Genomic DNA, 21,461 nt, shown 5'->3' with positions numbered 1-21,461 from the left:
TGACGAAATGAGCTCCTCACCACCGGACACCGAGACGTACGAAGTCACGCTCTCCAGAGACGAACGCTGGGTCGTCCACCACGTCCTCGCGACCCGCCTCGACGAGGCACTCGACGCGGACGAACGGCCGCCGGAATGGGTCCTCGAGGCGATCGACACGCTCGAGACCGACGGCAACACGGACCGGCTCACTGCCACCCAGGCCGATCACATCTACGACGCGCTCGCCGCGTACGTCGACCGCGAGGAGACGCCCGTCCGGGACGTCGATCACGGCACGGCCGCCCTCGAGCAGCTCGAGGACGGACGGAACGCGCAGGCGTAGCCGACGCACCGCTCGCCGTTTCGTTTTCGTCGACCGCATCTCGTTCAGCCTCGCCGCTGGCCGCGTTCAGGGTCGCGTCGTCGCCCAGACGGCGGTGATCGCGAGCAAGAGTGCGGGCGCAAGCGGGAGAATCAACAGCGCGAAGCGATACCCCTCCGCGCCCGGCGGGACGAGATAGATGGCCGCCGGAGCGACGAGGAAGGCAAAACACAGGACGCCGACGAGAACCCAGCCACGCCAGTCGAACTCGCGGTCGACCGTCGCGGGGTGGGGCGGTTCGTCCCCTTCGTCGTCGGCCGGCTCGTCGCCCTGTTCGCCGTCGGCATCGGTATCGAACGCCGCTGGATCGTGGACGTAGCCGCCGTCGTCGCTCGAGCTCACTATCGGATCGTTCGACCGCATCGTCAAAGCCCTCACGGTTGGCCGACCTGACAGGTTCGTCCGCAAGCGGCGAGCGAGCGGGACGCGTCGTGTCCGTGCGGCGGTCGTCGGCGGTTAGCGTTCGCTGTCCGGGCGGACGACGACCTTGCCGAACCCTTCCCGGTTCTGGATGATCTCGTGGGCGCGTGCGGTCTCGCTCATCGGCAGGTCCTCGCGGATCGCGGGCTCGAACGTCCCGTCCCAGACGAGGTCCATCACGTCGTCGACCTGATCGGGCGTCGCCATCGTCGAACCGATGATCTGGAGCTGGTTCCAGAAGATACGCGGGATGTCCGTCTCGGGATTGCCGCCGCCGGTGCCGCCGCAGGTGACGAGCCGGCCGCCCTTGGTCAGGCTCTTCAGCGAGTTCCGCCAGGTGGGCGCGCCGACGTGTTCGACGACGACATCCACGCCCCGGCCGTCCGTCTCCTCGAGAACCCAGTCCGCGAAGTCCGCCTCCTCGTAGTTACAGACGTGATCCGCGCCGTGGGCCTCGGCGTAGTCGAGTTTGTCCTCGGTGCTGCCGGTCGCGTAGACCTCCGCGCCCGCGTAGTCGGCGATCTGCAGGGCGGCGTGGCCGACCCCGCCGCTTGCGCCAAGCACGAGGACCGTCTCGCCGGCCTCGAGATCGGCGCGCTCGATGAGCATCCGCCAGGCGGTCTGAAAGACCAGACAGCTCGAGCCGGCGACGTCCCAGTCGACGTGCTCGGGGACGGGGATCAGGTTGTCCTCGGGGATCGCCGCGTATTCGGAGTGGACGCCCGTGACGTGTTCGCCGATGATGTGGTATCGCGGATCGAGCGTCGGGTCGTCCATTCGAAGGTCGCCACAGCCGGCCGAGAGCGCGACGCGATCGCCCTCCTCGAAGCGCGTGACGTCCGCGCCGACGTCCGTCACGACGCCGGCCCCGTCGCTGCCCGGAACGTGGGGCATCTCGAGGTCGATCCCCGGCATCCCTCGCCGGGTCCAGATGTCCAGGTGGTTGAGTGCGGCCGCTTTGATGTCGACTAGCACCTCGTCCCGATCGATCTCCGGATCGGGGTACTCCCCGTACTCGATAACGTCAGTGTCACCGTGCTCCGTGAATTGAACTGCCTGCATATACGCAGGCCAACGGAAACGCCGTCCATAACAGTTTGGCTACCAGCATCCGGCGGTCGCTGCCCGTGGCCGTCCGACGCGGCCAGACGGTGGATCACGGACGACGCCGCTCTCGCTTGGTTGCACGACCGGGGCAGCGGCGACGAGCGTCGCCGATCCGGGATGGGTCGAGCGCTATCCGAAGCGCAGACGCGTGTGCGTAGTTTTTACCCGCCGGCTTTCGAAGGCGACGTATGAACGAGACGACCACCAGCGACGCCGACCCCGACGACGGGACGCTCTGTACTGGCGTCGTCACGGTCTCCTCGAGTCGGAGCCTCGCTACCGACGAGGCCGGCGAGGCGATCTCTACGGCGCTCGAGGACGACGGCAACGAAGTCACGGTCCGAGAGCACGTCGGCGCGGACCACGACAAGGTCCAGTCGATCGTCTCGCGACTGATCGATCGCGACGACGTCGACATCGTGATCTCCGCCGGCGCGACCAGCGTCGAACCGACCGACGTCACGCTCGACGCCGTCGAGCCGCTCCTCGAGAAGGAACTGACCGCGTTCAGCGAACTGTTTACCCTCCTGGCGTACGAACGAGTTGGAACGAAAACCGTCGCCGCGCGGACCCTCGCGGGCGTCGCCGACGGAACGCCGGTCTTCTGTCTCCCCGGCGACGCCGACGCGGCCCGACTCGCGCTCGCGGAGATCATCCTGTCGGAAGCGCCCGTGCTCGTCGGGCTCGCACGCGAGGAACCGGACGAGGACGACGACTCGACCGACGCGGATGCGGCCGACGGAGGTGCCTGACGTGGGCGTTTCCGATCGCGATGGGGATGCGACCGACCGGCTCGACAAGGACGCCGTCCGCGAACGGGTCTGGGACGACCTGGAGGAACGCGGCGAAGCCCGCTTTCCGTTCCCGCCCCACGGCCGTATTCCGAACTTCGCCGGGGCGAGCGAGGCCGCCGACCGACTGGCCGACCAGCCCGAGTGGGCCGCGGCGACGACGATCAAAGCGAACCCCGACGCACCGCAACTCTCCGTCCGGCGGCGGGCGCTGCGCGAGGGCAAGACGGTCTACATGGCCGTGCCGCGGCTGGCCGACGAGCGGTGTTTCCTGAAGCTCGATCCGGACGACCTCGAGGACTACGACGCGGCGACGACCGTCTCCGGCTCCTCGACACACGGCGAACAGGTCGGCCCGAGCGCGATCGACCGCGTCGATCTGATCGTCTCCGGGAGCGTCGCGGTCACCCCGGAGGGCGGCCGGATCGGAAAGGGAGAGGGCTACAGCGACCTCGAGTACGCCGTCCTCCGGGAACTCGGTCTCGTCGACGACGCGACGCCCGTCGCGACCACCGTCCACGAGCGACAACTGATCGCGGAGTCGGTCACGATCGAGGCCCACGACGTCCCGATGGATCTCGTGGTCACGCCCGAGCGCGCGTTCCGTCCGGAGGGGAGCGCGCAGCCGACCGGCATCGACTGGGACCTGCTTACGGACGATCGAGTCGCGGAGATTCCGGTTCTGGAACGGCTTCGAACCTCGTAGCGCGGTCGGGGCGACCACGGGGCGGTCGCTGGTGATTGTTCGACTGGAACCGGAGGCGTCGACAGAAGGAAGTCCATCCCCGGGACGCGACGGAACCCGCCGCGTCCCGATGCCAGAATCGCAGGGTGTGACGCGAGCCGGTGGGGTGGGCCCGCGTCAGCGAAATCGGTTGGCAGTGGTGGGGGAAGGGTGCTGTGGTGGGGTTGCTGGAAGTCGCGGGAGCAGTGGTGGGTGCGTCGGTGGGGACTGCCCGTCGACCTCCATCCCGACGTAGCGGGGACGATCACTTGAACGGGGGTGATGGTACACCGATTTTACGCCGAGTTCTGCCGAGTTCAATTCGATTTTATTCGGTCGAAATCGGCGGTGAGAAAGTTTATACTGCTGAGACGGCCGTTCGAAAAACGGACGGGCCGAAACGGCGGTGTCGGCGACCGAATCGGTGTCCCAACCGTCGGCCCGGCTCGGCGGTCGGGTCCGAAAGCGTCAGTCGACGAGTTCGTCGGCGACGACGCTCGCGTCCATCAACTGCGGATCGATCGCGATGTCGAGTTGCCCCTTGACGAACTCGGGGACGGTCCGGTTGGCGTAGACGACGGTTCGGACCTCGTCGTTCAGATCGCAGACGATCGGGATCGTCGTCGCCTGCCCGACATCGGTCAGGACGTACAGGTCTGCCGTGACGACGCCCGCCTCCTCGAGTTGGGGGCGGGAGATGACGCCGTCGAGTCGGCTCACTGCGACGCCTTCGCTCTCGAGTGCCGTCCCGATGTCGTCCTCGTCGGAACCGGCGACGACGGCGGTCGTCGCGGAACTCATTCGTACTCGATCGTCGCGGGCGGTTTGTGGGTCACGTCGTAGACGACGCGGGCGACGTTCTCGTGGGAGCCCGTGATTCGGGACTGAATCCGCTGGAGCGTCTCCCAATCGATCTCCTGGGCGCGGGCGGTCATCCCGTCGCGTGACTCGACGGAGCGGACGGAAACCACCCAGCCGTGGACGCGGTTGTCACCCTTGACGCCCGTCGCCTTGCCGATGACGGCCGCCAGCGCCTGCCACGGCTCGTACTCCTCGAGTTCCTCCTCGACGACGTGGTTGGCCTCGCGGGCGACCTCGAGTTTCTCCTCGGTAATCTCGCCGATGATCCGGACGGCGAGCCCGGGCCCGGGGAACGGCATCCGCTCGGCGACGAGCTCGTCTAAGCCGAGGTGGCGCGCGACCTCGCGGACCTCGTCCTTGTAGAGGTCGCGAACGGGTTCGACGATCCCCTCGAAGTCGACGACCTCGGGGAGGCCGCCGACGTTGTGGTGGGACTTGATCCCGCCCTCGCTCTCGATGCGGTCGGGGTAGATCGTCCCCTGCACGAGGTAGTCGGCGTCGGCGTCTTTCGCTTCGCGCTCGAACTCCCGGATGAACTGCTCGCCGATAATCTCGCGTTTCGCCTCGGGATCGGTGGTTCCCTCGAGCGCATCGAGGAATCGGTCTTTCGCGTCGACGACCCGGAGCGATTCCATGTAGTCGAAGGTCTCGCGGATCTGATCCGTTTCGCCTTTCCGCATCAGGCCGGTGTCGACGTAGACGGGCGTGAGTCGGTCGCCGATCGCCTCGTAGGCCAAGGCGGCGGCGACCGAGGAGTCGACACCGCCCGAGAGGGCGATGACGGCGTTGGCGTCGTCGATTTCCTCGTCGATCTCTGCGACTGCGTCTGGAACGAACGTTTCGGTGTCTACCATCAGTGGGTTACCTCCGTTTCGGTGTCTGTGTCCGCGTTCTCGGGGTCGCGCTCGGGCTCGTCGTCGGTCCGCTCGAGGATCGCCTCGACGAGTCCGAGGAAGGGCGGACTCGGCTGGCCGGGTCGTGACGTGTACTCGGGGTGGAACTGCGTCCCGACGAAGTACGGATGCTCCTCGTGTTCGAGGATCTCCATCCGGTTGCCCGCGGTGCCCGAGAAGACGAGCGGTTCGTCTTCGAACGCGTCGAAGTACTCGGGGTTGACCTCGTAGCGGTGACGGTGTCGCTCCGAACAGGACGTATCGCCGTAGAGGACGTAGGCCAGCGTTTCGGGTTCGATGACGGTCGTGTGCTCGCCGAGTCGCATCGTGCCGCCCATGTCCTCGACCTCGTACTGCTCGGGGAGGATGTCGATGACCGGATGGGGCGTGTCCTCCTCCATCTCGGCGGAGTGGGCGTCCTCGAGCCCGAGTACGTTCCGGGCGTACTCGACGACCGCCATCTGGAAGCCCAGACAGAGCCCGAGGAACGGAACGTCGTTCTCGCGGGCGTACTGGACCGCCCGAATCTTGCCCTCGGAGCCACGCATCCCGAACCCGCCGGGAACGATGACGCCGTCCATCCCCTCGAGTTGGCCGTCGTAGCCCTCGCTCAACTCGTCTGCTGCGACCCAGTGGACGGTCACGTCGACGCCGACCTCGAAGCCGGCGTGTTTCAGCGACTCGTGGATCGACATGTACGCGTCCTCGAGATCGTACTTGCCGACCAGCGCGATGTCGACGTCGCCATCTTTCTCGGTCGTGACGATCTCGCGCCAGTCGTTCGCCCGTTCGCCTTCCGGCAGGGCCTCGTCGGCCAGCCCGAAGTGTTCCAAGACGTACTGGTCTAACCCCTCGTCTTCGACCATCAGCGGGACGTGATAGACGTCCTCGACGTCGGGGTTCGAGAACACTGCCTCGGTCGGAATGTCACAGAACAGCGCGATCTTCTCCTTGGTCTCCGGATCGAGTCGGTCCTCGCAGCGGCCGACGATCACGTCGGGCTGGAGGCCGGTCGAACGGACCTCCTTGACCGAGTGCTGGGTCGGCTTGGTCTTTTGCTCGCCGTTCTTCGAGTACGGGACGAGGGTCACGTGGGTAAAGAGGACGTTCTCCTCGGGTTCCTCGTGGGCGAACTGGCGCAGGGCCTCGAGGTAGGGCATCCCCTCGATGTCCCCGACGGTGCCGCCGACTTCGATGATACAGACGTCGGTGCCTTCCGCGGCCTCGCGGATGCGCCGCTTGATATCGTCGGTGATGTGAGGAATGATCTGGACCGTCTTGCCCAGGTAGTCCCCCGCGCGTTCCTTCTCGATGACGTGCTGGTAGGTCTTGCCCGTCGTGATGTTGTGGTCCGAGGTCATGTCGATATCGAGGAACCGTTCGTAGTTCCCCAGATCGAGGTCGACCTCCCCACCGTCCTCCAAGACGTAGACCTCCCCGTGCTGGTAGGGGTTCATCGTTCCCGCGTCGACGTTCAGGTACGGATCGATCTTCACCGCGGTGACGTCGAACCCGGCGTTTTTGAGGAGTCGGCCGGTGCTCGCGGCCGTAATCCCCTTGCCGAGTCCCGACATGACGCCGCCGGTGACGAAGATGAACTTGTTCCCCAGCGAGGGGTCATAATGAGTGTCCGATTCCGTCGGCATACCGAGTGTGCGCGCGACCGCTTGAAAACGATTTCGGGACCGCACTGCCTCCGACAGAGGTTGTCACTCCCGGCCAGCGGAGCTACCGGTCGGCAGTTCATCGTGTCGAGTCGGAGTCGTCCAACCGAGTCGGTGGCCAGGTCCGCTTTCGTGGACGCTGCCGATCGATCTCCGCATTCCCGAGTGCCCGTCGAGAATTCCGACGGCGGGAGACGGGATCGCCTCGAACGATCCGAGACGGACCCCGGGTCGTCTACTTGCCCCAGAAGGGGTCTCGACTGCGTTGCTTGTCGAGATACATGTTCAGCGCCTCGAGTTCGTCGCCGGGGATCTCGTCCGCGAGTTCCTGTTCGAGGATCTTCGCGTGTTTCTCGGGAATCTCGATCCAGAGTTCGTCGCCCTCCTCGATCTGACGGCCCACGGTCGGGCCGTCGATAGCGACCGAAACCCGGTTGCCCGCGCGGGCCTCGTCGACGTCCTCGCCCTGTTCCTGAATCCCCTTGACCTGGCCGACGCGGGTGGGTTCGTTGCCCTCGTACTTGACGACGTTCGCGTTGTTCTGGATCGTCCCAGAATTGACCTCGACGCCGACGACCGCAGGATCGTTCTGACGGAAGGTATGATCGAGCAGAATCCGGAACCGGGCTGGCCGCGTGATGTTCTCGAGGATGGTGTCCTGTTGGGCCTGCTCGATCCCCTCGACGTACTCCTCGTACTCCTCGATGAGCTGATAGATGACCTCGTCGGTGAAGATCGTCACGTCTTCGATCTCCGCGCGCTGGTCGGCATCGTCGAGGGTGTCGACGTTGAAGCCGAGGATGGCCTTCTGCTTGCCGTCCTCGGCCGTCGAGGCGACCGAGACGTCCCGCGGCGCGACGTCGCCGACCTCCGCGCGGACGATCGGCACCTCCGCGTCGTCCAGGGCGTCGGCCATCGCCTCGAGGCTGCCGAGCGTATCCGCCTTGACGACGACGCCCTCTTCGGCGGTGTCGACGGCGATATCCGCGAGTTCGGCCTGGACTTCGTCGATGACCGCGTCGAGGTCGCGGTCGCGGACGACTCGAACCGGCGCGCCGGCCATCGCGTCCGCGAGTTCGGGCGCGGCGACCTTGATCCCGGACGCGGCCGACACCTCGTCGACCTTTTCGAACCGGCTCTCGGTCCGGATTTCCGCGAGCGGCCGCGGCTGGAGCAGCGCGCGGACGTCGGTGACGATCGGTTCGTTCTGTCCGCCGACGACGATCCGATCGTCCGACCGGATCGTCCCGTCGTACAGTACCGTATCGACCGTCGTCCCGAACCCTTTCTCCTCTTTGACCTCGAGAACGGTGCCGACGCCGGGGCCGGCGACGTCGATCTCCATCTCCTCTTTCATGTAGCGCTGGGAGAGCCCCATCATGACGGTCAGGAGGTCCGGGACCCCCTCGCCGGTCATCGCCGAGACGGGGACGACGCCGACGTTGCGCTGGAAGTTCTGGACCCGCCAGTAGAGGTCCGCGGAGAACCCCTCGTCCGAGAGGTTGCCGATGATCTCGTAGAGGCTCTCGTCGAGCCGTTCGCGGACGCGATCGGACTGGGCCTCGTAGGTGTCGTTGATCGGCGAATCCTCGTTTGCGTTCCAACCCGGCACGGTGTCGATCTTGTTCGCCGCGACGATGAACGGGGTTTCCGACCGCCGCAGGATGTCCAGGGCCTCGAGCGTCTGGGGCTGGAAGCCGTCGTTGACGTCGACGACGAGGATGGCGATGTCGGCCAGCGCCCCCCCGCGGGAGCGCAGCGTGGTAAAGGAGTGATGGCCCGGGGTGTCGATGAAGAGGAGGCCGGGGAGGTCGAAATCGTCCGGGTCGACGAGTTCGCCCGCGATCGTGGAGATGATGTCCAGCGGAACGGCGGTCGCGCCGATGTGCTGGGTGATCGCGCCTGCTTCGCCCTCGATGACTGCGGAGCCGCGGATCTTATCGAGGAGACTTGTCTTGCCGTGATCGACGTGTCCGAGGACGGCGACGATCGGCGTTCTGAGAGATGTGGGGTCGCGTGTATCCGTGTCCGACATGATGAACCACCCGAGAAGGTCTTACCTAAAACCTCCGTAGCACCGTAGTTAAACCCATCGTCATCGACGGTCCGCCGAGCACGTCCGCGCGCGAGTACCCTCGTCGTTGCCGAGCGGACCGGCAACCGATGGCAGTTCGGCCGACCGCCGTCCCGATCGCCGAGACGGCGCACGCTCGTCCCGGCCGGTGTCTGCCGCCCGTATGCCGGACCCCGTGGTCTTTAATACCGATTAGTAAGTACGGGCATGCATGAGCGATATACTCGCTGAAAACCTCTCGGGGAAGTCCGTCATGGGTTCCGACGGCACCGAGCTCGGACTGCTCTACAACATCACGATGGATCTGAAATCCGGCAAACTCCACGATCTCGTCATCGAACCCGACGAGGAACTGTCCCGGCGCGCCGTCGACTTCGATAACGACGACGCCGGCCGCTTTCTCGTTCCCGTCAATCGCGTCCAAGCGGTGAAAGACTACATCGTCGTCCAGCGCTAACGGTATGTACGTTCTCGACTCCTCCGCTTTTATCCACGACTTTCACACGACAGAACAGACTGCAACGATCCCGCTCGTCCGCGAGGAACTCGAGGACGAGAGCGCCTACCGCTACGATGCGATGGAAGGCTCCGGGATGCACATTCACATTCCCAACGACGACACCACCGAGAAGGTCGAACGCGCGGCACGCGAGTCCGGCGACCTCGATGTCCTCTCGGACACCGACGTTCGGCTCGTCGCGGCGAGTTTCGAACTCGATGCGACCCTGGTGACCGACGACTACGCGATGCAAAACGTCGCGGAGAAACTCAACGTCGCGGTCGAGGTGATCGCCCGCGAGGGAATCGACGAACAGCGCCAGTGGCTGTATCAGTGTCAGGGCTGTGGCCGCGAGTTCGACGAGGAGAAAGACCGATGTCCGATCTGCGGGTCCGAACTGGCCCGGAAGAACCCGTCGTAGCCCGCGCTCCCCTTCTGTCGAATCGGCCGCCCGGTGGCCCCGTCGAGACCGTGCGCTCGATCAGCCGTAGGTGAAATAGAGGTTCGCGAAGAGCAACGCGTTGTAGACCCCGTGGATCAGCGCCGGGACGAGGAGGTTGTCGGTCCGCTCGTAGATCGTTCCGAGTACGATTGCGAGCCCGAAGATCGTCCCGAGGCTGGCGATCACCGCACCCAGTCCGGCGGTGGCGTACGCGAGCACGTGTACCGCCGCGAAGATGACGCTGGCCACGGCGACCGCGCCGGCCCGCGAGAACGAGTCGTACAGCGACTTCTGGATGACGTTCCGATAGAGCAGTTCCTCGAACGGGCCGATAATCAGGACGGCGAACGGCACCAGCACGAGCATGAGTTGGGGGTTCTCCTGAGCCCGCTGGGTCGTCGAGTGATCGGCGCTTTCCACGCCAGCAGACTGCATGACCACGGAAATCACGAAGAGCGCCCCGAAGAGGACGACCAGTCCCCCGACGGTCCAGCCGATGTCCCGGAGCGTCGGCCGTCGGAGATCGATAAACGACAGGTCCCGATCGGTCAGTGCGAGATACCCGCCCACCACGAGCGTCATCCCGATGGCCATGCAGAACTGGGTGAAGACCGTGTCTTCGACCTCCGACACCGGCTCGAGCAGCGCGGAAACCGGAGGCGAGAGGATGGCGTAAACCAGCGGCGTCACGAGGAGACCCGCGATACCGACGCCGGAGAGCACGACCACCTGTAGGCTCCGACGGACGAGTCCCTGCCCGCTGATCCCGTGGTAATCCGCGACCCCGGCGGCCGCGGTGAGCCCACCGGTGACGAACGCGACGAAAACGATCGGAACCGACACCGAACCCGTCGGCAGCGTGGCCGGCGCGGTGACGCCCTGATTCAACGCGTAGCCGGCGAGCATGACGACGGCCACGCTCGAGACGGCGGCGATCGGGCCGGCGATTCGCCCCTCGAGACCGCCGTGGCGCTGGGCCAGAAACGCGAGGACGGCAGCGAGGGCGAACCCGGCTCCAGTCAGGACGGTCGGATCGTCGACGCCGCTGCGAACCGGGACGAGCATGGCGACCATCGTGACCGCCGAGAGGACGGTTCCGATGCCGGGGACCACGTCGGACGCGATCGGGCCGGCGTCGTCGGCCCGTGCAGTCTGGCTCATAGTGGTGTATTCGTGTCCGGACTCATAGGCACACCGCAACCGAACGGGGCGACGGGTCGACCGCACCGACCTGCGTCGGGCGATCGGGAACGGACGCCGGGCTACCGCTCGACTCGAAGTTCGGTCTTCTCGGCGACCGCTGCGGCCTCCTCGAAGTCACCGCCGCCGAGCAGGCCGCGGGTCGCCTTCTTCGCCCACTCGACGGCGGGCTGTTCGAACGTGTTCACGCCGTAGAGTTCGCCCGCGAGGACGCAGGCGGCTTCCATCCCGTAGAGCAGGCCGCCGAGTTCGTACTCGTCGACGCGCTCGAGTTCGACGCGGACGTTCGGTCGGCCGGCGGCGGCGAGGCTCGCTTCCGTGGCCTCGAACTCCGCTGCGAGCAGTTCGCCGAGCGTCGCGTCGCCGAGGTACGCCAGGTCCTCGACATCGGTGGTGGGAATCGGGCGGTCAGCACTCTCCTCGGTCGTGACGAAGGTGACGAGCTTGTCCCGCGGGCCCGCACGGTAGAGTTGGAGTTGCGAGTGCTGGTCGGTGACGCCGAGGGCTCGCACCGGCGTCTGGCCGAGATCATCCTTCCCGAGGCTCTCGGCCCACAGCTGGGCGAACCACTCCGCGGACGTCTCGAGTGACTCGGCGTAGGGCATGATCGCGTTGACTCCGGCACCACGCTGATCCAGCGCGTACGTCGTCGCGCCGTAGGCGTAGGCCGGACAGTCGAACAGCGACCCCGTCAGCGTCTCGCGCTCGGCGGCCGCGCCCGCAAGTAACGCCTCGAGATCGTGGCCGCAGACGGCCGCGGCGACCATGCCGACCGCCGACAGCGCCGAGAAGCGACCCGGCACGCCGTCGGGAACCAGCAGCGACGGCAGCCCGTGTCGCTCCACGAGGTCCCGGAGCGGCCCCGAGTCGCCGGTCGTGACGATGGTCCGCTCGGTCCAGTCGACGCCGGCCGACTCGAACGCCACGCGGACGACGAGGAAATTCGCCAGCGTCTCCGCCGTCGTCCCCGACCGCGAAACCACGTTGATCGCCGTCTCCGCGAGCGGGAGTCGCTCGAGGTGGTTCGAGACCCACGCGGGATCGACGTTGTCGAGGAACACCGTCTCGGTGTCGGACTCGAGGGCGTTCGTGATCGTCGCCGCGCCGAGGGAACTGCCGCCGATCCCGATAGTGAGCAGCGCCTCGGCGTCGGCGATCGGTTCGACCGCCGCGCGAATCTCGTCCGGATCGGTCCGCTCGGGCAGGTTCAGCGCCTCGTACCCGTGGTCCGCGTTCGCCATTCCCGTCTCGATCCGTTCGTGGGCGGTCGCCACCTGCTCGTCCAGCCGCTCGAGGGAGTCCCGCGAGACGCCCGGCGACGCGACCGACGAAAGCGCGTTTCCGATGTCGACGTGCATGCCTCAGTACGCGACCGCCCGGACTAAAGACGTTCCGTGACGCGAGCGCGAGGGCGACTCACTACCGAGCGACGATCCCGATCGGAACGCGCGTTCGGACGGCGGTCGAAAGCCGAAACCGGGAAACCGACCCGTCCGCTACGACCGCCCATGACCGAGAAAACCGGCACCTTCGTCGTCACACACGCCGAGGCCGACTCGGCGGTCGTCCGCGATGTCGAGACCGCACAGGTCCACACTCTCGGATCGAACCCCGACCTCGAGGTCCACGACGTGCTCGAGGCGACCGTCGCGCCCGAACCGCCGTTGGACGTCACCTGGGAGCTGGTCGACGTCGCGGACAGACGCGCGATCGAACTGGTCGACAGCGACCTCGAGCCGACCACGTACGAGAAGGAGCTGGCGGCCGAGGCCGACATCGGCGACCTGGTGCAGGAGGAACGAGCCGGGACGGGAGAGATCCACGTCTTCAGCGTTCCCGAGGGTGAGATCGAACCCGCAGCGCAGGACGTGCTCGCGGACGAGGAGACGATCTCGCGGGCGGCCCGGCTCGAGGCGGTCCGCGTGGAGGTTCGTCGATCGGTCGACGACGGCGTCTTGAGCGTGCGATACCTGCCCGACTGACCGGGAACGGACCACACCGGTCGAGTCGGATCGATGTCGGCGACGGAACTGGACACTCTCCCCTCGTGGTAGCTGATCGCGTGACCGCGGGGACGGACTGTCGGAATTGAGAAGGCTTACTTCGGGGGGGATACCAGTAGACGGATATATGGCGTATTTCGACGTACCGGAGATCGACTACACCCGGTACAGTAACCGCCAACTCGCGGCGGTCCCGCTTGCGGTCCTCGCAGTGGCACTGCTCGTCCTCGTCGGGTCGTTTCTCGTCTTGGGCTCGCCGGTCCCGATGGGAATGGACTTCGCCGGCGGGACGGAACTGACGGTGCAGACGTCGACGCCCCAGGATGATATCGCCGCGGCGTTCGACGCGGATGCGGACGTGAGAAGCACGGGAACCGACAATCAGTACGTCGTGCAGTTCTCCGATTCCGACTTGGAGTCGCTCCGGACGCAGGCCGAATCGGGGCTCGAGCAGGACGGGAGCACCGATATCGTCCAGTCGGCCTCGTCGATGGGCGCGACGTTCGGGCAACAAAACCAGCAGACGGCGTTGTTCGGCCTCGTCGTCGCGTTCGTCGGCATGAGCGCGATCGCGTTCATCCTCTTTCGGACGTTCGTCCCGTCGATCGCGATCGTCATTTCGGCGTTCTCCGACCTCATGATCCCGCTCGCGTTCATGCGGCTGACCGGAATCCCGCTCTCGCTGGGGACGGTCGCCGGACTCCTAATGCTGATCGGGTATTCGGTGGACTCCGATATCCTGTTGAACAATCACATCCTGCGCCGAGGTGGTGATTTCTACGACAGCACCCATCGCGCGATGCGAACCGGTATCACGATGACCGTCACGTCGATGGCCGCGATGCTCGTCATGGGCGTCGCGGCGTTCGTCCTCGGCATCGATCTCCTGGCATCGATCGGAATCATCCTGTTCGTCGGCCTCGCAACCGACCTGATGAACACGTACATGCTGAACCTAAGCTTGCTTCGCTGGTACAAGTTCGAGGGGGTCCGATCATGAACCCGATAGACGGCGTCAAGCAAAACTGGCGGGTCCTCCTGCTCGTGGTGTTTCTCGCCTTTTCCGTCGTCGCGTTGTTCGTCCCCGGCGGCATCGTCGCCGACAGCAGCGTCGCGAACGACAGCGTCGAGAGCGGCCCGACGAACCTCGAGTTCGGACTCGATCTCGAGGGCGGAACCCGCGTCAGGGCTCCGGTAACCGGGATGACTGCCGCCGACATCGATGCCGGCGTCGTCAGCGACAACGGGCAAGTCGATGGGGACCGGATCGAGGAGATCGAGTCGACGCTGTATACGGACCTCGAGCTGGATCAGGCCGATGCCAGAGTGACTGTCGACGACGACGATGGGTCCGTCTCCGCGGAGGTCTTCACCGACAACGTGACGAAAGCGGAGTTCGCCGGGGCACTGCAGTCGGCGAACGTCGACGTATCCGAGGCGGACATTCGCGACGGCGTCACCGAGCAGACCCGTACCGAGATCATCAGTACGCTGCGTACGAAGATCAACGAGGCGGGGCTCTCCGGGGGCTCGGTCACCGAGCAGACGATGCAGGACACGAACTACATCGTCGTCGAAGTGCCGAACATGGACGCCGCTGAGCTCCGGAAGCTCCTCTCCGAGCGCGGGGTCGTCGAAGTCGTGGCCTACTTCCCGGACGAAAACGGAAACCAGACGAACGAGACGGTGTTGACCCAAGACATGATGGCCAGCGTTGACCCGCCTCGGCAGCCACAGGGGCCACAAGGCCAATCTCGAGGGTACGTCGTCCCCGTGCAGGTAAAGGAGGGTGAACCCGCCGAGCAGTTCCAACGGGATATGGAGCAATACGGCTTCCTCGACGAGGGGTATACGCCACAGGGCGCGTGTAACCTCCCCGAGGAGAACGGCTCCATCAGCTTCGACCACGAGGGAGAGCAGTACTGTCTGCTGACGATCGCGGACGAGGAGGTCGTCGATGCCCACTCGATGGGCGGTCTCGCCGACAGCATGATCGCCGGCACCTGGGTGAACGATCCGCGGTTCCAGATGGGCGCACCGAGCCAACAGGAGGCCCAATCGCTTTCGGTCAACCTCCGTGCCGGGAGCCTGCGTGCACCGCTGGATCTGAGTCCCGAAAGCGCCCAGATCGACTCGATCACGCCGACCCACGCCGATCAGTTCAAGCAGTACTCCCTGCTGATCGGACTGCTCTCGGTGGTCACGGTCAGCGGCGTCGTCTACGCCCGATACACGGATACTCGCATCGCCCTCCCGATGATCCTCACGGCGCTGTCGGAGGTCGTGATCCTGCTCGGGTTCGCGGCGATGATACGCATGCCGCTGAATCTCTCCCACGTCGCCGGGTTCATCGCCGTCGTCGGGACCGGGGTCGATGACCTCGTGATCATCGCCGACGAGGTGTTGGACGAAGGCGACGTCAGTTCGGCGCGGGTCTTCCAGTCGCGGTTCCGGAAGGCGTTCTGGGTCATCGGTGCCGCCGCGGCGACGACCATCATCGCCCTCTCGCCGCTCGCGGTCCTGAGCCTCGGCGATCTGAAAGGCTTCGCCATCATCACCATCCTCGGCGTGCTCATCGGGGTGCTTATCACCCGACCCGCCTACGGTGATATCCTGCGACGGCTGCTGACCGATCGCTAGCGCTCTTTCCCGTTTTTCCGCTCCGTCTAGTCCAGCACTCCGCTCTCCCTGCTCCGTGTCAGCGTGCAGTGCGACAGCGCGGACACCAGTCGACAGTTCCGTCCTCTCCGTATACGCGTGCAAAATCGTACGAGACGGGGCTCTCGCAGGTAGTACACACCGGCATCACATCACCAATCGTACTGCACCGGTGGGACGATCAATAACGGTCTGCCTGCGATTGCAACGGACGCTCGAGACCGGACTCCCGTCGCGAGGTGCGGTAAATCGCGGCTCCGAGAGCGACCGCAGAACCGTCGCCGTCGACGTATTATGGCTGGTCCAGGTCGCGCTGGAACTCGTCGAAGACCTCGAGATCCGCGGGGAGGTCGTATGCGAGGTGGCGCTCGTCCTGCCGGTTGGTGCCGGCGTCGTCGATCGGCGTGGCGACATCCTCCCAGCCGGGTTTGATCTTGACGCTCTTGGCGGGCATTCCGATCGCGATGTGGTGGGCGGGGATGTCGTGTTGGACGATGCCGCGCGCGCCGACGATGGCGTTTTCGCCGACTTTGCAGCCGGCGCGGACCATCGCGTCGTAGGTGAGACGGACGTCGTCGTCGACGATCGTGTGGTAGTTGCGGACCTCGGTCTGGTCGACGACGTCGTGGTCGTGGCTGTAGATATGGACGCCGTCGGAGACCGAGACGCGGTCGCCGATGGTGAGTTTGCCGCGGTCGTCCAGATGGACGTCGTCGTGGACGACCGTGTTGTCACCGACCGTGATGTTGTGGCCGTAGGTGAACGTGATTCCCTTGAAGAACCGGCAGTTGTCGCCACACTCCTCGAAGAGGTGGTCCGCGAGCATCCGCCGGAACCGCAGCGCGAACTCGACGTTGTCCGCGATCGGCAGGCTGTCGAACTGCCGCCAGAGCCACTGGAGGTGTTTCGACCGCCGGAACTGCGCTTCGTCCTTCTCGGCGTAGTACTCGCTCTCGAGGGTCGTGTTACAAGGGTCGTAGCTCTGCAGGCGGACCCGCTCGGCCGCCGAGACGGATGCACCATCCTGCCAGCGCTCGTAGGCCTCGCGGTCGCCCGAGAGGTCGATCAGCACGTCCTCGACGACCGAGCAGGTGTCCTCGTCGCTCGAGAGTCGCCGATCGACCGCATCGATGAACTCGCGCATCCCCGCTTCCGCCTCCTCGGGGAGCGACACGTACCGCTTTGTCATACCCCGAGGTATTGCCCGCCGAGTTCATAGGGGTTCGGTTGTGCGGTCCGGGTTGCCGGACCCGCCAGTGCGGGTGGTTCGGTGCGGGCGAGGACCGCGGACCGCACCGGATGTCGGCGGGGTCACTCCCGGTCGGACTGCCACTCCGAGAGCAGCAACGCGGGCAGCGCGAGCGCGCCGATCACCAGCAAACCGCCGCCTACGACCGCGCCGACCGTGACGCGGTCCCCGGGGAACTCGAGATACCGCACGACGACGAGTCCGAGCGGGACGAGAGCGAGGAGGATCGCCAGCAGGAGCCGGCTGGAATCCCGGGCCCGGATGCGGGAGTCGTCCATACCCCTATTTGTCAATCACGGGGCAAGAATGGTTCGGCTCGAGGGGCCGGCGACCCGAACCCGTTCGGAGCGACCGCTCGGGCGTTCCGTTCACCATAAGTTCCCCCGCTACGAAGGGCCGAACATGCACTACAGCGAACTGGGCGACTCGGGCGTCGAGGTCAGCGAAGTCGGGTTCGGCGCGTGGACCGTCGGCACCGACTGGTGGGGCGACCGCTCGGACGACGACGCGATCGAGATGCTCCAGTACGCCGTCGAGCAGGGGATCACCTACTTCGACACGGGTGACGTCTACGGGCACGGCAACAGCGAGGAACTGGTCGGCGAGGCGCTCGCCGAGGTCCGCGACGAGGTCACGATCGCGACGAAAGTCGGCTACGACTTCTACGACAACCCCCAGGCCGGCCACGGCGAACTCCCCAAATCGATCGAGCCGGCGTACCTTCGCGACGCCGTCGACAAGAGCCTCGAGCGCCTCGACCTCGACTCCGTCGACGTCCTCCAACTCCACAACGCGGACGTCGACGAGATCACGCCCGACGTGCTCGAACTGCTCGACGAACTCGAGGAGGAGGGCCTGATCGACGCCACCGGCCTCGCGCTCGGCCCCTCGATCGGCTGGCTCGCTGAAGGTGACCTCGCGATCGAAGAGGAGTTCGACTCCGTCCAACTCGTCTGGAACGTCCTCGAGCAGGAGGTCGGCGACCACTTCCTCGAGACGATCGAGCGGACCAGTTCGTCGACGAGTCTGATCCCCCGCGTGCCCCACTCTTCGGGGATCTTAAACGAGCAGGTCACTCCCGAGACCGAACTCGACGAGGGCGACCACCGCGGGTTCCGCCCCGACGAGTGGTACGAGACCGGCTGGGAGAAACTCGAGCAACTGCGCTTCCTGGAACGCGACGGCGAACGGACGATGGGCCAGGCGTCGATCGCGTGGCTCCTCAGTCACGAGCCGGTCGCGACCGTAACGCCGACGTTCCGCACGAAGGCGGACATCGACGAGTGGGCGGCTGCCAGCGACGTGCCGAAACTCACTGACGAGGAGATGACCCGCGTTGCGGAGCTGTACGAGGCCGACTTCGACATCGACCGCGACGACGGTATGGACGCGCTGCGCTCTTCGGTCGACGGCGCGGACATCGAGTCGGCCGGCCTGGACAAACTCGCGGCCGACTGATCGCCCGCCTCGAGCGGGGACCGGCCGCCTCGGTCTAGTCGGACGTCGATTCCGAGAGCCTAAATTCGAACTCCAGTGTCCCGTCCGTTTTCACGTTCACACCTCCGAGCCGGTCCGAGAGTTGCGCTCGCGCCTGCGAACTCGGTTCGACTGTGACGGAGACGCTGTTGCTATTGGCGTTGTACGTGATGTTGCCGACCGTGACGGCGAACTCGAAGAGCTCCGGAACGTCCGCTCTGAGCCGCTCTCGCACGTCGTCGACCTCCGACCGAACGTCGGACATCTCCTCGTTTAACGTGCTCATCAGTACTGCTAGCACCGCCCACATCATAACCATGTAGCCTGTTTGTGATGTGTCCCGAGCACCGCAACGAGGATCGCATCCGCCGGCCGAACGGTGCGGCCCGTCCGTTGCGATCGGGCGGACAGCGTCGTCTCGAGGGGCAACCGCGAGCGCCGGTGCTCGGGACGGGGCAAGCGAGCGAGAGCGGTCGCCGGCGTCCTGCCTATATACGTCCCTCCATATCTGGGTCAGCATCCTATCCGAATACGGACCGAACGTCTAATCGACGAACACCATCCAGACCCATGACACCGTACGAATTTACCTGTCCCGACTGTCATCGGAAGATCCCGGTGACCGATCCGATGCGCGAGGCGACGCTGGCGAACGGCTGCCCGGTTTGCGGGCGGGCGGTAGCCGAAGACAACTTTGCGACCAGGTCCCGTTGTTAGGACGGACGTCCCACGCGGTTCCGTACTCGCCGCTCGAATGCCCACCGTCTTCCGTCGGTCGCCGATCGGACCCGTTCGCGTGGAGCGAAGCGGACGCGAGCGCACGCTGAAGTCGTTGTATTGATGTGTGACACTCACAGACGGCCGAGTGTGTCTCACATTGTGGTGACGGTTGCATGACCGTACAGCGATCGGTAGAACGGATCGGCGCGGTGACGAGCAAGTACTTCGTCGTCTGGATCCTGGTCGTCTCCCCGCTGGCACTGTACTCGCCCGAGTCGTTCATCTGGATCGAACCCTACATCACGCCGCTGCTGGGCATCATCATGCTCGGGATGGGACTGACGCTGACTCCCGATGACTTCCGTCGCATCCTCGAGCGCCCGCGGGACGTCTTCATCGGAGCGCTGGGGCAGTGGCTTCTGATGCCGACGATCGCATACGTCCTCGTCACCGTTCTGGAGCTGCCGGCGGAGATCGGCCTCGGATTGATCCTCGTCGGCGCAGCGCCGGGCGGAACCGCGTCGAACGTGATGACCTATCTCGGTCGCGGCGACGTCGCGCTGTCGGTATCGATCACGTCGGTGACGACGATCGCCGCGCCGCTCGTGATGCCGGCGTGGATCGTCCTGCTCGCGGGCGAGTCGATTACCATCACGTTCGCCACGATGGCAACCTCGATCGTCCAGGTCGTTTTGCTCCCGGTCGTCGTCGGTCTCGTCTTGCGCCATCTGCTCGACGCGTACGCGCCGGCGGTCGCGCAGCTGGGGCTGTCGATCTTCCCCGCGATCAGCGTGATCGCGATCGTCGCCATCGTCGCGGCCGTCGTGGGACTCAGCGTCGAGACGATCCTCGGCGCGAGCGCCCTCGTCTTCCTCGCAGTCGTCGTCCACAACGGGCTCGGTCTGGGGGCCGGCTACGCTGTCGGGCACGCGGCGAACATGGCCGAAGACCGGGCACGGGCGTGTGCGTTCGAGGTCGGCCTCCAGAACAGCGGGCTCGCCGTCGCGTTGGCGACGACCTATTTCAGTCCGAGCGCCGCGCTGATCCCGGCGCTCTTTAGCGTCTGGCACAACGTCTCCGGGCCGGCGCTCGCGACCCTGTTTACCCGACTCGACGGCGACGCGTCCATCGGGGACGAGGAACCGACTGTCGCCTCGAATTGACCCGCTCGAGGGCGCGGAACCGACTGACTCGCTCGCGAGTCATGGGTGATCGACTCGATCACACAATACCCTTATAGGCTGAACAGGCGCAATACCACGCCGTTCACGGCGTGGATACGAGCCGTCACTTGTCGTAACAACTCACCGTTCAAACGCCACCCCCGAGTTACCCATGGTGCTGGTTAAGTGGCAGGCGACCGACTGTCGAGGAGGAATCGGTCGGAACGGATCGGATTCCGAACCGTCCTTCGGAGGCGGCCTGTCCGCCCACGAAACGAGGCAGTATCCGGAACGGCAGTCGGTGAACGCACTTTCCAGAAGAGTGTGTCTGTGCTGACTGTTCAAAGCGAGCACCACGATACCCCCGACTCTGCTGACACCTGCCGGCGTCCCGCTGGCAAAAACAACACCGGGACGCCACACACGGTCGAGGAGAGGGGTAACGGCGGTTTGGCACCGCCAGCAGTCCACCAGTTCGATGTGTGGGACTACCCGTGCCCGAAAGGACTGGGAGTCCGGTGACTGGACTGCGAACCTGAAACTCCTACCGCTCGGGATTCCTCCGCGTTTACCCGGAGGAGGATGTCAAACTCATTCAATCACCCCTATGACAGCGTTTTACCGTAGAATGGTGTGTTACTGGACAGCATGAGCGACGTAACGTACATCCGGAAGGCGTGTGCGTACATCACTCGCGGAACGGGCGAGCTACTGGTTTTCGAGGGGCCGGGACACGACGAGTTACAGATCCCGAAGGGAACGCTCGAGACGGGCGAATCACCGCAGGAAGCGCTGTTCAGGGAGGTCCGCGAGGAGAGCGGCCTCGGAACGTTGAACGGGACGCAACACCTGACGACCGATATCTGGACGCGCCGCGAGGAGCCGCCAAAGCGGTACGTGCGCCACTTCTTCCACGCGACAGTGTACGAACCACGCGACCACTGGCATCACGTCGTCACTGACGGCGGCGAGGAACACGGTGCCGAGTTCGAGTTCCGCTGGCTTCAGCCGACGGCCGTCGAGGACGGCGAGTTCGCACTCGATCTCGGCGAATACGTCGGTCTGCTCCCGACCGCTCCCGGTCCCGACGCGGTCGCGAGCGCCGCCGACTGACCGTGTGTGGCTCTCCCGACGTTCCGAACGGACGTGGGAC

24 protein-coding genes are annotated in these 21,461 nt (G+C 65.5%); 12 read left to right on the top strand and 12 right to left on the bottom strand.

Annotated features, from left to right (window positions below; all coding sequences use genetic code 11):
* Positions 1-7: 7 nt before the first annotated feature.
* Complete coding sequence (locus tag ALTAJ2_RS03670; RefSeq protein ID WP_007110872.1) at positions 8-325, top strand: DUF7853 family protein; 318 nt, start codon at positions 8-10, stop codon at positions 323-325.
* A 66-nt stretch (positions 326-391) separates the two neighbouring features.
* Here the strand turns inward: ALTAJ2_RS03670 and ALTAJ2_RS03665 are convergent, their stop codons facing one another.
* Both ALTAJ2_RS03665 and ALTAJ2_RS03660 read right to left on the bottom strand, forming a co-directional pair.
* Complete coding sequence (locus ALTAJ2_RS03665; RefSeq protein WP_049901059.1) at positions 392-706, bottom strand: hypothetical protein; 315 nt, start codon at positions 704-706, stop codon at positions 392-394.
* 114 nt (positions 707-820) lie between these two features.
* Entirely contained in the window at positions 821-1,846 is a 1,026-nt protein-coding gene (locus ALTAJ2_RS03660; protein ID WP_007110870.1) for a zinc-binding dehydrogenase, read from the bottom strand.
* A gap of 233 nt (positions 1,847-2,079) precedes the next feature.
* Here ALTAJ2_RS03660 and ALTAJ2_RS03655 point away from each other — a divergent pair, with 233 nt between their 5' ends.
* Positions 2,080-2,643, top strand: a complete 564-nt coding sequence (locus tag ALTAJ2_RS03655; RefSeq protein ID WP_007110869.1) for a MogA/MoaB family molybdenum cofactor biosynthesis protein — start codon at positions 2,080-2,082, stop codon at positions 2,641-2,643.
* Positions 2,621-3,388, top strand: a complete 768-nt coding sequence (locus tag ALTAJ2_RS03650; protein WP_007110868.1) for a 5-formyltetrahydrofolate cyclo-ligase — start codon at positions 2,621-2,623, stop codon at positions 3,386-3,388. Before ALTAJ2_RS03655 ends, ALTAJ2_RS03650 begins: the two co-directional genes overlap by 23 nt.
* A 486-nt stretch (positions 3,389-3,874) precedes the next feature.
* On the opposite strand, the gene ALTAJ2_RS03645 is transcribed toward ALTAJ2_RS03650, so the two are convergent.
* The 4 genes from ALTAJ2_RS03645 to infB form a co-directional block, all read right to left on the bottom strand.
* Entirely contained in the window at positions 3,875-4,207 is a 333-nt protein-coding gene (locus ALTAJ2_RS03645; protein ID WP_007110867.1) for a DUF7126 family protein, read from the bottom strand.
* Positions 4,204-5,121, bottom strand: coding sequence for a glutamine-hydrolyzing GMP synthase (gene guaA / locus ALTAJ2_RS03640; protein WP_007110866.1), 918 nt, complete (start codon positions 5,119-5,121; stop codon positions 4,204-4,206). Before guaA ends, ALTAJ2_RS03645 begins: the two co-directional genes overlap by 4 nt.
* Positions 5,121-6,806, bottom strand: coding sequence for a CTP synthase (locus tag ALTAJ2_RS03635; RefSeq protein ID WP_007110865.1), 1,686 nt, complete (start codon positions 6,804-6,806; stop codon positions 5,121-5,123). The genes guaA and ALTAJ2_RS03635 overlap by 1 nt, the downstream gene beginning before the upstream one ends.
* Positions 6,807-7,059: 253 nt before the next feature.
* Positions 7,060-8,859 (bottom strand): translation initiation factor IF-2, encoded by a 1,800-nt coding sequence (gene infB / locus ALTAJ2_RS03630; RefSeq protein ID WP_007110864.1) that lies wholly within the window; start codon positions 8,857-8,859, stop codon positions 7,060-7,062.
* 250 nt (positions 8,860-9,109) lie between these two features.
* On the opposite strand from infB, the gene ALTAJ2_RS03625 reads away from it, so the two are divergent.
* Both ALTAJ2_RS03625 and ALTAJ2_RS03620 read left to right on the top strand, forming a co-directional pair.
* Positions 9,110-9,355, top strand: coding sequence for a PRC-barrel domain-containing protein (locus ALTAJ2_RS03625; RefSeq protein WP_006183792.1), 246 nt, complete (start codon positions 9,110-9,112; stop codon positions 9,353-9,355).
* 4 nt (positions 9,356-9,359) lie between these two features.
* Positions 9,360-9,818, top strand: a complete 459-nt coding sequence (locus tag ALTAJ2_RS03620; protein ID WP_006183793.1) for an NOB1 family endonuclease — start codon at positions 9,360-9,362, stop codon at positions 9,816-9,818.
* 60 nt (positions 9,819-9,878) lie between these two features.
* Here the strand turns inward: ALTAJ2_RS03620 and ALTAJ2_RS03615 are convergent, their stop codons facing one another.
* Entirely contained in the window at positions 9,879-11,000 is a 1,122-nt protein-coding gene (locus ALTAJ2_RS03615; protein ID WP_007110863.1) for a CPBP family intramembrane glutamic endopeptidase, read from the bottom strand.
* A 101-nt stretch (positions 11,001-11,101) separates the two neighbouring features.
* Positions 11,102-12,397 carry a hypothetical protein gene (locus tag ALTAJ2_RS03610; protein ID WP_007110862.1) on the bottom strand — a complete coding sequence of 432 codons (1,296 nt, stop codon included), beginning with the start codon at positions 12,395-12,397 and terminating at the stop codon, positions 11,102-11,104.
* 150 nt (positions 12,398-12,547) lie between these two features.
* On the opposite strand from ALTAJ2_RS03610, the gene ALTAJ2_RS03605 reads away from it, so the two are divergent.
* From ALTAJ2_RS03605 to ALTAJ2_RS03595, 3 genes are all read left to right on the top strand, one after another.
* Positions 12,548-13,021, top strand: a complete 474-nt coding sequence (locus tag ALTAJ2_RS03605; RefSeq protein WP_007110861.1) for a DUF5812 family protein — start codon at positions 12,548-12,550, stop codon at positions 13,019-13,021.
* 148 nt (positions 13,022-13,169) lie between these two features.
* Complete coding sequence (gene secF / locus ALTAJ2_RS03600; protein ID WP_007110860.1) at positions 13,170-14,042, top strand: protein translocase subunit SecF; 873 nt, start codon at positions 13,170-13,172, stop codon at positions 14,040-14,042.
* Positions 14,039-15,682 carry a preprotein translocase subunit SecD gene (locus tag ALTAJ2_RS03595; protein WP_007110859.1) on the top strand — a complete coding sequence of 548 codons (1,644 nt, stop codon included), beginning with the start codon at positions 14,039-14,041 and terminating at the stop codon, positions 15,680-15,682. The genes secF and ALTAJ2_RS03595 overlap by 4 nt, the downstream gene beginning before the upstream one ends.
* Positions 15,683-15,740: 58 nt before the next feature.
* Here ALTAJ2_RS03595 and ALTAJ2_RS20480 read toward each other — a convergent pair whose 3' ends face one another.
* The 3 genes from ALTAJ2_RS20480 to ALTAJ2_RS03585 all read right to left on the bottom strand — a co-directional run bounded on the left by ALTAJ2_RS20480 (position 15,741) and on the right by ALTAJ2_RS03585 (position 17,227).
* A complete protein-coding gene (locus ALTAJ2_RS20480) occupies positions 15,741-15,848 on the bottom strand; it encodes a DUF7563 family protein (RefSeq protein WP_449289162.1) in 108 nt (35 codons plus the stop codon).
* Positions 15,849-15,992: 144 nt separating this feature from the next.
* A complete protein-coding gene (locus tag ALTAJ2_RS03590; protein WP_007110858.1) occupies positions 15,993-16,889 on the bottom strand; it encodes an acyltransferase in 897 nt (298 codons plus the stop codon).
* A gap of 122 nt (positions 16,890-17,011) precedes the next feature.
* Positions 17,012-17,227: a hypothetical protein gene (locus ALTAJ2_RS03585; RefSeq protein ID WP_007110857.1), complete on the bottom strand. Its 216-nt coding sequence runs from the start codon at positions 17,225-17,227 to the stop codon at positions 17,012-17,014.
* Positions 17,228-17,351: 124 nt separating this feature from the next.
* Here ALTAJ2_RS03585 and ALTAJ2_RS03580 point away from each other — a divergent pair, with 124 nt between their 5' ends.
* The gene (locus ALTAJ2_RS03580; RefSeq protein WP_007110856.1) at positions 17,352-18,407 is read left to right on the top strand and encodes an aldo/keto reductase; all 1,056 of its coding nucleotides are present in this window, start codon (positions 17,352-17,354) and stop codon (positions 18,405-18,407) included.
* Positions 18,408-18,441: 34 nt separating this feature from the next.
* Here ALTAJ2_RS03580 and ALTAJ2_RS03575 read toward each other — a convergent pair whose 3' ends face one another.
* Positions 18,442-18,711, bottom strand: a complete 270-nt coding sequence (locus ALTAJ2_RS03575; protein ID WP_049901055.1) for a hypothetical protein — start codon at positions 18,709-18,711, stop codon at positions 18,442-18,444.
* 284 nt (positions 18,712-18,995) lie between these two features.
* Here ALTAJ2_RS03575 and ALTAJ2_RS20020 point away from each other — a divergent pair, with 284 nt between their 5' ends.
* The 3 genes from ALTAJ2_RS20020 (at position 18,996) to ALTAJ2_RS03565 (ending at position 21,421) form a co-directional block, all read left to right on the top strand.
* Positions 18,996-19,142 carry a DUF7560 family zinc ribbon protein gene (locus tag ALTAJ2_RS20020; RefSeq protein WP_081603406.1) on the top strand — a complete coding sequence of 49 codons (147 nt, stop codon included), beginning with the start codon at positions 18,996-18,998 and terminating at the stop codon, positions 19,140-19,142.
* Positions 19,143-19,318: 176 nt separating this feature from the next.
* The gene (locus ALTAJ2_RS03570) at positions 19,319-20,308 is read left to right on the top strand and encodes a bile acid:sodium symporter family protein (protein WP_007110854.1); all 990 of its coding nucleotides are present in this window, start codon (positions 19,319-19,321) and stop codon (positions 20,306-20,308) included.
* Between the two features lie 648 nt (positions 20,309-20,956).
* The gene (locus ALTAJ2_RS03565; RefSeq protein ID WP_007110639.1) at positions 20,957-21,421 is read left to right on the top strand and encodes an NUDIX hydrolase; all 465 of its coding nucleotides are present in this window, start codon (positions 20,957-20,959) and stop codon (positions 21,419-21,421) included.
* Positions 21,422-21,461: the final 40 nt, after the last annotated feature.

The sequence above is a fragment of the Natrinema altunense genome (assembly GCF_000731985.1).
GTDB classification, from domain to species: domain Archaea; phylum Halobacteriota; class Halobacteria; order Halobacteriales; family Natrialbaceae; genus Natrinema; species Natrinema altunense.
The sequence above is the reverse complement of the archived record's forward strand: the minus strand, read 5'-3'. Positions and strand labels throughout refer to the sequence as shown.